The organism is Streptomyces sp. NPDC056373 (assembly GCF_042262425.1).
Taxonomy (GTDB): Bacteria; Actinomycetota; Actinomycetes; order Streptomycetales; family Streptomycetaceae; genus Streptomyces.
This window is the reverse complement of record NZ_JBHJPX010000002.1, coordinates 628,580-639,127: the sequence shown is the minus strand read 5'-3', so window position 1 is coordinate 639,127 and position 10,548 is coordinate 628,580. Positions and strand designations below refer to the sequence as shown.

The 10,548-nt window shown below is 72.6% G+C and carries 5 protein-coding genes; 2 read left to right on the top strand and 3 right to left on the bottom strand.

Translation table 11 applies throughout. The features are described from left to right. Positions 1 to 115: 115 nt before the first annotated feature. The 3 genes from ACFCXS_RS06830 to ACFCXS_RS06820 form a co-directional block, all read right to left on the bottom strand. Positions 116 to 1,585: an alpha/beta hydrolase gene (locus ACFCXS_RS06830; RefSeq protein ID WP_376641979.1), complete on the bottom strand. Its 1,470-nt coding sequence runs from the start codon at positions 1,583 to 1,585 to the stop codon at positions 116 to 118. A gap of 133 nt (positions 1,586 to 1,718) precedes the next feature. Beyond that, positions 1,719 to 3,263: an alpha/beta hydrolase gene (locus ACFCXS_RS06825; RefSeq protein WP_376641978.1), complete on the bottom strand. Its 1,545-nt coding sequence runs from the start codon at positions 3,261 to 3,263 to the stop codon at positions 1,719 to 1,721. 131 nt (positions 3,264 to 3,394) lie between these two features. Next, positions 3,395 to 6,124, bottom strand: a complete 2,730-nt coding sequence (locus ACFCXS_RS06820) for a lysylphosphatidylglycerol synthase domain-containing protein (RefSeq protein WP_376641977.1) — start codon at positions 6,122 to 6,124, stop codon at positions 3,395 to 3,397. Between the two features lie 186 nt (positions 6,125 to 6,310). Here ACFCXS_RS06820 and ACFCXS_RS06815 point away from each other — a divergent pair, with 186 nt between their 5' ends. Both ACFCXS_RS06815 and ACFCXS_RS06810 read left to right on the top strand, forming a co-directional pair. Further along, positions 6,311 to 6,703 carry an MGMT family protein gene (locus ACFCXS_RS06815; protein WP_376641976.1) on the top strand — a complete coding sequence of 131 codons (393 nt, stop codon included), beginning with the start codon at positions 6,311 to 6,313 and terminating at the stop codon, positions 6,701 to 6,703. A 266-nt stretch (positions 6,704 to 6,969) separates the two neighbouring features. Then, entirely contained in the window at positions 6,970 to 10,533 is a 3,564-nt protein-coding gene (locus ACFCXS_RS06810; RefSeq protein ID WP_376641975.1) for an ATP-dependent helicase, read from the top strand. Positions 10,534 to 10,548 lie beyond the last annotated feature (15 nt).

Here is a 10,548-nt window from a genome sequence, read left to right as displayed (position 1 = left end):
TATCAAAACCTACTCAGTCCACCCCCCTACCGATCCGCTGTGGTGGTGTTTTTTGTTTTTTCCTCGCCGCGGGGGGGGGGGGGGGCGGGGGCCCCCCCCCCCCCCCCCGCCGTCGTCATGAGCAGACCTTGCCGTCCTTCGGCACCGAACCGTCCAGCAGGTACGCGTCCACCGTGGAGTCGACGCAGTCGCTCCCGCTGCCGTAGGCGCCGTGCCCCTCGCCCCGCCAGGTGAGCATCACTCCGACGCCCTTGCCCAGTTCGCCGGCCATCCTGCGCGCGCCCTCGTACGGGGTGGCCGGGTCGCCGGTGTTGCCGACCACCAGGACCGGTGCCGCGCCGGGGGCGCTCACCTCCGGGGTGTCGTGCTGTCCGGGCACCGGCCAGTCGTGGCACCAGCCGGCCGTGTCCCAGCCGAGGAACGTCCCGAAGACCGGGGAGATCTTCTCGAACCGGGGCAGCAGCCGCTTCGTCCCGGCCACCGTCGGCCGCTGCCGGTCGTCCAGGCACGATATGACCCGCTGGGAGTGGGTCGTCGTGCCGTAGCGCCCCGAGGGGGTTCGTTCGTTGTAGCGGTCGGCGAGGGTCAGCAGCTCCGAGCCGTCGCCCCGTTCGGCCGCGTCGAGGGCGCTGGTCAGCGTCGGCCAGCTGTCCTTGCTGTACAGCGGCAGGATGATGCCGGTCACCGCGAGGGCCTGGGTCAGCTTCCGCCCGGGCAGGCCCGCCGGGAGGGGGTGGGCGTCGATCCGCTTCAGCAGGGCCGCGATCTTCCGTGTGCCCGCCTCAGGGTCCTGGCCGGTGGACTCGAGGTAACTGTTCAGCGCGCGCTGGAAGCCCCTCGCCTGGTTCTGGGCGTGGCCCACGGTGTCCGCCCCGGGGTCGACGACCGCGTCCAGCGTCATGCGTCCCACCTTCTCGGGGAAGAGGTGCGCGTAGGTGCCGCCCAGTTCGGTGCCGTAGGAGATGCCGAAGTAGTTCATCCTCTTGTCGCCGAGGACTTCACGGATGCGGTCCATGTCACGGGCGGAGTCGGCGGTCGAGACGTGGGCCAGGAGCTTGCCGGCGTCCTTCTGGCAGCCCTTGCCGAAGTCGGTGGCGTCCTCCAGGAACGCCTTCTCCTCGGCCGGGGTGTCCGGGGTGAGATCCACCGACTCGGCGGCCTGGATCTCCTTGTCGCCCCGGCAGCGGACGCCCTCGCTCTCGCCCACCCCGCGGGGGTCCCAGCTCACCAGGTCGTACCGCTCGCGCAGCGCGGAGACGGTCGGGGCGTACGACGGCATCATGGACACGCCCGAGGCGCCCGGGCCGCCGAAGTTGAACAGCAGCGACCCGACGCGGTCGCCGCCGCGCGCCTTGGCGCGGATCAGCCCCAGACCTGTCGTCTCGCCGTCCGGCTTCGACCAGTCCAGCGGCACCTTCAGCGTCGCGCACTGCCAGTCGCTGCTCGGCGCGGGGCCGTCGGCACCGGCCTTGCAACGCCCCCAGGACAGCCCGCTCCTGTCGTCGTCGGACGGGCCGCCGCTGCAGCCCGCGGCCAGCAGAGCCGATGCGGCCGCCAGAGCGGTCCACCGAACGAAGCGCGTCATTGCCCATCCCCCTCGCAGGCCGTCCGCTTCGTGCCGCGGATGGCGGTCCGGCCATGGTAGGCACATCCCGCGTCGACCGTCTCAGCCTGTGGATAACTCCCTGACCTGCGAGTTCTTCCGGAGAGCGGGGGCGTCAGGTGCAGACGGTGCCCGCCGGCGGCACCTTCCCGTCCAGCAGATAGCCGTTCACCGCGCCTTGTACGCAAGGGTTCTTGCTGTCGTAGGCGCCGTGCCCCTGACCCCGGTACGTGAGCTCGACTCCGACGCCCTTGCCCAGCGCGTCCACCATCGCCCTCGCGCCCTCGTACGGCGTGGCCGGGTCGCCGGTGTTGCCGACGACCAGGATGGGCGCCGAGCCCGGAGCGCTGACGTCCGGGTGGTCGGCCGCGCCCGCCACGGCCCAGTCGGTGCAGCCGACCAGGCCCCAGGCCAGGGCGTCGCCGAACAGGGGCGACGCCGCCCGAAACTGCGGCAGCCTCTGCTCGACGTAGGCGGCGTCGTAGCGCGGTTTGGCGTCGGCGCAGCTGATGGCGGTGTAGGCGGCGGTCGAGTTGTCGTACTCGCCGTTCTCGCTGCGTCCGTTCATCGAGTCGGAGAGCAGCATCAGGGTGCTGCCGTTGCCGTCGTAGGCCTCCTCCAGGCCGTCGGTGAGGATGTCCCAGAAGTCCTTCGAGTACAGCGACTGCAGGATGCCGCCGGTCGCCGCCGTCTGGGTCAGCTGGCGGGGGAAGATGCCCGGGAGCGGTGTGCGGTCGAGGTCGTCCAGCAGGGTGCCGATGCGGTCCTTCACGTCCTGCTCGCTGTCGCCGATCGGGCACTCCTCGGTCTTCGAGACACAGTCCTCGGCGAAGTTGTCGAGCGCCAGCTGGAAGCCCTTGGTCTGCCCCAGCGTGGCCTGCTCGGTGTCCCGCGTGGGGTCGACGACGGCGTCGAACACGGCACGGCCGACCCGCCCGGGGAACAGATGGGCGTAGACGCCGCCCAGTTCGGTGCCGTAGGAGATGCCGAAGTAGTGCAGCTTGTCGTCGCCGAGGACCTGGCGCATCAGGTCCAGGTCGCGGGCCGCGTCGGTGGTGCGCACGTGCGGCAGGACCTTCTGTGAGTTCTGCTCGCAGGCGTCGTTGAACTCCTTGGTGCTGTCCAGGAGCTGGGTGCGTTCGGCGGCGTCGTCGGGGGTGCCGTCCTGCTGGAAGTAGGCGTCGAGTTGCTGGTCGTTCTCGCAGATCACGGGGTCGCTGCGGCCGACCCCGCGCGGGTCGAAGCTGACCAGGTCGTAGCGGGTGCGCAGCTTCTCGTAGTCCTTGGCGAAGGAGGGCAGTGTGGCGACGCCCGAGCCGCCGGGGCCGCCGAAGTTGAAGACGAGCGAGCCGATGCGTTCGTTCCCGCTGCCGGTGGTCCTGATCCTGATCAGTTCGAGGCCGATCGTGTCGCCCTTGGGGTCGCTCCAGTCGCGCGGGGCCTTCATCGTCGCGCACTGCCATTCGCCGTCGTCCGGCAGGGGAGTGGGCGCGGGACCGCCGCCCTGGGCTTCGTCCGGGGCCTGGCAGGCCTTCCAGCTCAGTTCCTGCCGCGTCACGTCCTGGTCCTTGGCGTCGTCGCCGCAGCCCGCCAGCACGGTGGACAACAGCACGGCTGAGGCGGTCAGGGCGGCGGCGCGGAGCCGGAGGACGGTGGGCATGGTCCCATCCTGCGGCGGTACCGCACGGGGCGCGCGGGACGCGTGCCGTATGAGGTAGGAGGGATCGGTGAGGTCACAGAGCTGCCCCCCGGGGCCTGCCGTGCGGAACGGCGCCTTCCGTCCCGGTCGTCTCAGAGCGCCTGTTTGCGGGTGAGGTGGTTGAAGGCCAGCCAGCCCGGCAGGACGGGCAGCCACAGCGTCAGGAGGCGGAACAGCAGGACCGCCGGTGCCGCGACCTCCTTCGGGAGCCCGACGGCGATCAGACCGACCGTCAGGGTCGCCTCGACCGCGCCCACACCGCCCGGTGTCGGCGCCGCGGACCCGAGGGCGTTGCCCGCGAGGAAGACGACGGCGACGCTGGCGATGCTGATCGAGGCGGACTCGTCGCCGAACGCGCGGATCGACGCGTCCAGGCACATCACGAAGCAGGCCGTCAGCAGCAGCATGCCGCCGATGCCCGTGACCAGTTTCTGCGGCCGCTGAAGCACGTCCAGCATGCGCGGCACGACACCCGCGAAGAGCGACCGCACGCGCGTGACGACGAACTTCCGCAGGAACGGCACCGAGGTCACCACGAGCACGAGCACCGCCACCGTCAGCAGACCGGCGATGACCGTCCGGGACGGCGACAGCGACGGCGTCTTCTCGGTGCCGGTCAGATAGCCGAAGGACAGCAGCATCAGGATGTGGCAGCCGAGCCCGAACAGCTGCGACGCGCCGACACTCGCCACCGCCAGCCCCGGCCGCACTCCCGCGCGCTGCAGGAAGCGCGTGTTCAGCGCCACACCACCGACCGCCGCAGGGGCGACGATCTTCACGAACGACCCGGCGACCTGCGCCGCCACGGTCCGCACGAACGGCACCCGCTCGGGTACGAATCCCAGCAGGGCCATAGCCGCGGCGACGTAACTGCACATCGAGAACAGCACGGCCGCGGCGACCCAGCCCCACTCGGCGTTCGCGATGAGCGGTCCGAACTCGATGTGCGTGAGCTGCGTCAGCAGGAAGTACGCGCCGATCGCGCCGGCGATGAAACTGATCAGTGTGCGCGGACGCACCCGCTCCAGGCGCGCCGGTTCGACGGGTGCCTGCGGCCTGATCCGCAGCACCGCGTGCCGGATCTGCGTGAGCAGGTCCTCCTCGCGCGCCTCCTCCACGGCTTCGTCGATCGCCCGCTTCTCGGCGCGCTGCTCGGCCCGTACGGCCTTCTTGTCGGGTTTCTCCAGGGCAGGGCCGGACTGTTCCGCGTCCTCCTCCAGGCGGGCCTGCTTGGCCAGCCGGGAGGCCTCCAGTACCGCGTCTCGCTCGCGCTGGGCCCGCTCCCGGGCCAGCCTGCGCAGCGTCGCGCGCGTGGAGCGGCTGAGCGCGATGGGCTGGAGCATCGGCAGACAGTCCGCCACCGCGTCCGGACCGAGCACGCCCACCGCGGAGGCCACCGCCCGCTCGGCGCCCACCCGGAGGCCGAGCGTCACCAGCAGCTGGGAGGTGTCCATGCGCAGCAGCAGATCACCGGCCGCGATCTCGCCGACGCGCAGGTCGGTGAGGATCACCTTGCCGGAACGATCCACCAGGATCGCGTCGCCCACCAGCCTGCGATGCGCGATACGCCGCGACTGCAGCGCCTTCACCTGGTGCCAGGTGTCGCGCAGCAGGTCGTCGGTGATCTCCTCGTCCGGCAGTGAGTCGAGGGTGTGTGCGCCGCTGTGCTCGTAGACGAGCATCACCGCGTCGGGGCCGAGCTCGGAGGTGGCGATCAGCTTGGGTGCGTTGGCGCCGGCCGCGATGGCCGCGTACGCCAGCAGCGCCTCCTGCTCCAGGGCCTGCCGCAGCGACTGGAGACTGCTGCGGGTGGCGAAGCCGCGCAGCGTGAGGTTGCGCCACGCGCGGTAGAAGAAGCCCTGGGCCTGCTGCTCGCGGTCGACCACCGTCACGTCCAGGGGCGGGCCGTCCTCAAGGGTGACGAAGTAGCGCCGCCCCCGGTCCCCGGTGTCGGGGTTGTCCGAGGTGTCCTCGCGTGACGCGCTGACCGGGCGGAAGCCGACGGTCCGCAGGCCGGCCATCAGCGTCTGACCCGTGGGCCGGACGTTGGGCGAGCCGACCGCGTACAGCGTGCCGTAGGCCACGGTCCAGCCGATCAGCACGGTCAGGATGATCGAGAACGGGGTCGTGTACCCGGTGACGAGCATCGAGAAGGCGTCGAGGAGCAGCACGACCCACAGCACCGCGCGCCATCTCGGTCTGCGGGACATGCCGACGGCCGTCATATAGGCGATGACCGGGGCGAGGTAACCGTGCACGGGGTCGGTCAGCGCGTGGATGTCGCCGGGGGAGGGCTGGGTGAGCGCCTCCTGGATGGAGTCGGGGGCGGCCCGGGCGACCCACAGGTCCGTGGCGAGGGTCACACCGTGTGCGAGGACCGCCGCGAGGACGCCGTCGGCGATGCGGAGCCCGTCCCGTTTGATCAGCCGTTCGATGGCGAACGCGACCGGCACCAGCAGGATGGCGATGCTGGAGGCCAGCCCCGCGATCTTGATGAGCAGGTCGGGTGCCTGCCCGGTGCCCTTGTTGATGTCCTGTTCGAGGCCCGAGGTGGTGCCGTGCGCGAACGCGGCGATCCCGATCAGGACCGCGACGGCGAGCACACCCACCAGCAGACGCATCAGGTCGGACGGTCGGTGCACGCGCGCGGGGAGCAGCGGTTCGTCGCCCTCCACCTCGTCGATGTGCGCGAAGTCGGGCTCCTCGGCGGCCGCGCGCGTCTTCTTCCCGGCCCCCTTCGGAGCGTCGTCCGGAGTGCCCGGGCGCGACGAAGCGTCAGAGATGCCCTCCGTGTCCTCGGGGTGCGCACCCTGCTGCTTCATCGTCTCTTCTTGGTCTCGTATCACCGGTCACCGCCCGCACGATGGTGGCATGCCGCACCGGCACACGGGGCAATCAGGGTGCACATGCGGGGGCGGACAGTCTGCCCGATGCGCCCCTGCCCGGTGCGGGAAACGCTCCGGAGCGCACCCGGCCCGTTGTCGGTGGGGTGGGGCAGGATGGGGCGGATGAGTGAGCAGAGGAGCCCTGAGGGGGGCCGCTACGAGGACGAGCTCGTGCAGGCGCTGCCCGAGTACGCCGAGCGGGTCCTCGACGTCGCTGACCTGATCCCGGCGGGTCGTGTCATGACCTACGGGGACGTCGCCGAGTGGCTGGAGCAGGGCGGTCCGCGCCAGGTCGGCCGCGTGATGGCGCTCTACGGCGGAGCCGCTCCCTGGTGGCGGGTCGTCCGCGCGGACGGCGTCCTGCTGCCCGGACACGAGCAACGGGCCCTCGGCCACTACCGGGCGGAGGGCACGCCCCTGAAGGAGGCGAGCCGCGCCGCCGAGGGCCACCTGCCGCGCATCGACATGAGACGCGCGCGGTGGGACGGCGGTGATCGCGCGGAGGGTCACACCTGACAGCTTCCGCCATCGGAGGGCCGCCCGTGTGACCCGTGATCCGTACGAGGGAATCGGGGCACACCGGGGACATGACGTACGTTCGTGAGGTGAGGGGCATGAGCGCCACGAGTGCCGTGAGGGGTCGGTGGGAAGAAGGGGAAGCCCTGCTTCCGCCTGACCCGTCGGCGTAGCGTCGGCTGCGCGCGTCCCCGTCACCCCGCGGTCACCGCCCGCAACGCGTGGTGGCCCGCCACCCAGCACTTCCACCAGAACCGGCGAACCACGTGAGCTCCTCTTCCTCCACCAGCGGCCTGTCGCACCCCCGGGTGCGGCGGGGGAACCGTGGCGCTTACCGACTGGTACGTACCCCTCCTGCCCGCATGGACCCCCCTCATCTGGACGCCTCGCAGCGCTCCGTGGTTGACCACACGGCCGGGCCGCTTCTCGTCCTCGCAGGTCCGGGCACCGGCAAGACCACCACCCTGGTCGAGTCGGTGGCCGAGCGCGTCGCCCGCGGCGGGGACCCCGAGCGCGTCCTCGTGCTCACGTTCAGCCGCCGGGCGGCCGTCGAACTGCGCGACCGCATGACCCTGCGGACCGGCGCCGCCCGCGCCCCCCGGGCGACCACCTTCCACTCGTTCTGCTACGCCCTGGTCCGCGCCCACCAGGACGGCGACCTGTTCGCGGAGCCGCTGCGCCTGCTGTCCGGCCCCGAGCAGGACGTCTCGGTGCGGGAGCTGCTCGCGGGCCAGGCCGATCTGGAACAGCTCGGGCTCGCGCACGTGCGCTGGCCGGACGAGCTGCGCGCCTGCCTGACCACCCGCGGTTTCGCCGACGAGGTCCGCGCGGTCCTCGCCCGCAGCCGTGAGCTCGGCCTCGGGCCCGACGCCCTGGACGCCTTCGCCCGCCGCACGGGACGGCCCGACTGGCGTGCCGCCGCCGCCTTCCTCGCCGAGTACCTCGACGTGCTCGACCTGCAGGGCGTGATCGACTACGCGGAACTGGTCCACCGCGCGGTGCTCCTCGCCCGCCGCCCCGAGGTCGCCGCGTGGCTCGCCGCCCGGTACGACGCCGTCTACGTCGACGAGTACCAGGACACGGATCCCGCCCAGGTGCGGCTGCTGGACGCCCTGGCCGGCGGGGGCCGCACGCTCGTGGCCTTCGGTGACCCCGATCAGTCGATCTACGCGTTCCGTGGCGCCGACGTGAACGGCATCCTGGACTTCCCGCACGCCTTCCCGCGCGCGGACGGCCGCCCGGCCCCCGTCTCGGTGCTGCGTACGTCCCGCCGCTCCGGTGCCGGCCTGCTGGCCGCCACCCGCCTGCTCACCCAGCGCATGCCCCTGACCCGCCTGCCCGCCGAGAAGGTCCGCGCCCATCGCGAACTCGCCCCGGTGCGGGACGGCGGCCGCGTCGAGGCGTACACATACCCGACGTCCGGGACGGAGCTGGACAACGTCGCCGACATCCTCCGCAGGGCGCACCTGGAGGACGGCGTTCCCTGGAGCGACATGGCCGTCCTGGTGCGCGCCGGTTCCCGCACCATCCCGACGCTCCGCCGCGCCCTCTCGGCGGCGGGCGTCCCCGTGGACGTCGACGGTGACGATCTGCCCCTGCGGCAGGAGCCGGCGGTGGCGCCCCTGCTGACGGCGTTGCGGGCGGTAGCCACGGCGGAGGCGGGATCCGCCGAGGATCCTCAGGCCGACGAGCGGAATGCGTCGCCGGAGTCCGCGGAGTTCGGCGAGGTGGTGTCCGCCGAACCCCAGGACGCCGATAGCTCTGCCGAGTCCGCGGGAGCCTGCCGGGACGTGCCTGCCGAGTCCGCGGGAGCCCGCCGGGACGTGCCTGCCGAGCCTCAGGCCGTCGTCGCGTCTGCCGAGTCCGCCGGGGCCGGGCGGGACGCTTCTCCCGAACCCGTGGCACCCGCGCAGGACGCCTCCTCCGAGGTCGCTCCCTCCGGGCACCGGGGCACCTGCTGGCTCGACACCGAAACCGCCCTCACCCTCCTGACCTCCCCTCTCGCGAGCATGGACGCCGCCGACCTGCGCCGCCTCGGCCGCGCCCTGCGCGAGGAGGAGCGCGCCGCCGGCAACCCGCTGCCGCCGCCCTCCGACGTGCTGCTCGCACAGGCGCTCGCCGAGCCGGAGCGACTCGCCGTGCACGACCCCACGTACGCGCGTGGTGCCCAGCGCCTCGGCGCGCTGCTGCGCAAGGCCCGCGAGCGCCTGGCCGGCGGTGGTACGGCCGAGGAGGCGCTGTGGGACCTGTGGGAGGGCACACCGTGGCCCGCACGGCTGGAACGGGCCGCCCGCCGGGGCGGCGCCGCCGGACGCAACGCCGACCGTGACCTGGACGCCGTCTGCGCCCTGTTCGCCACCGCCGCCCGCGCCGAGGAGCGCACCGGCGGCCGGGGCACCCTGAACTTCCTGGCGGAGATCGATGCCGAGGACATCGCCGCCGACACCCTCACGCGGCGTGCCGTACGCCCCGACGCCGTCCGCCTGATGACCGCGCACCGCTCCAAGGGCCTCCAGTGGCGCCTGGTGGTCGTCGCGGGCGTCCAGGAGGGCCTGTGGCCCGACCTGCGCCGCCGCGGCTCCCTCCTGGAGGCCGACCGCATCGGGCGCGACGGACTCGCCGAACCCCTCACCCCCGGCGCGCTGCTCGCCGAGGAGCGCCGCCTGTTCTACGTGGCCGCCACGCGCGCGCGTGAACGCCTCGTCGTCACCGCGGTCAAGGCCCCCGCCGACGACGGCGACCAGCCCTCGCGCTTCCTGACCGAACTCGGCGTCGAACCCAAGGACGTCACCGGACGCCCTCGCCGACCGCTGTCCGTCGCCGCGCTCGTCGCCGAACTGCGCGCCACCACGGTCGACCCGCGTGTCTCCGACGCCCTCCGGGAGGCCGCCGCCCGTCGCCTGGCCCGGCTGGCCGCCCTCGCAGACGAGGACGGCCGCCCCCTGGTTCCGTCCGCGCACCCCTACCGCTGGTGGGGCATGTTCGAGCCGACCGAGTCCAAGGTGCCGCTGCGCGACCGCCACCAGCCCGTGGTGCTCTCCGGCAGCGCCCTCGACCAACTGGCCAACACCTGCGCCCTCCAGTGGTTCCTCGGCCGCGAGGTGAAGGCCGACGCGCCCGCGACGGCCGCCCAGGGCTTCGGCAACGTGGTGCACGTCCTCGCCGACGAGGTCGCCTCCGGGCACACCCCGGCCGACCTCGGCGTCCTCATGGAACGCCTCGACTCCGTGTGGAACGCGCTGGCCTTCGACGCGCCGTGGAAGTCGGCCCAGGAGAAGGACAACGCGCGCGTGGCGCTCGAACGGTTTCTGCAGTGGCACGTCACGAACCGCACCGGCCGCACCCCCGTGGCCAGTGAGCACGACTTCGACGTCACCCTCGAAGCGGGGGACTACCAGGTGCGCATCCGCGGCCAGATGGACCGGGTCGAGGCGGACGGCGACGGCCGCGCCTACGTGGTCGACTTCAAGACCGGCAAGCAGGCGCCCAGTTCCAAGGACGTGGAGCGCCACCCGCAGCTCGCCGTCTACCAGCTGGCCGTCCGCGAGGGCGCCGTCGACGAGGCCTTCGACGGCATACGTCCCGAGCCGGGCGGTGCCGAACTCGTCCACCTCCGGCAGGGGGCGGCCAAGCGCGACGGCGGCGAGAGCCTGCCCAAGGTGCAGGCCCAGGAGCCGCTGGAGGGGGAGTGGGTCGGCGACCTGCTCGCCACCGCCGCCGGCAAGGTCCTCGACGAACGCTTCGCGCCGACCGCCGGGCAGCACTGCACGCACTGCGCTTTCCGGGCCTCGTGCAGCGCGCGCCAGGAGGGGCGTCACGTCGTCGAGTGAGGTATCGCACCACCG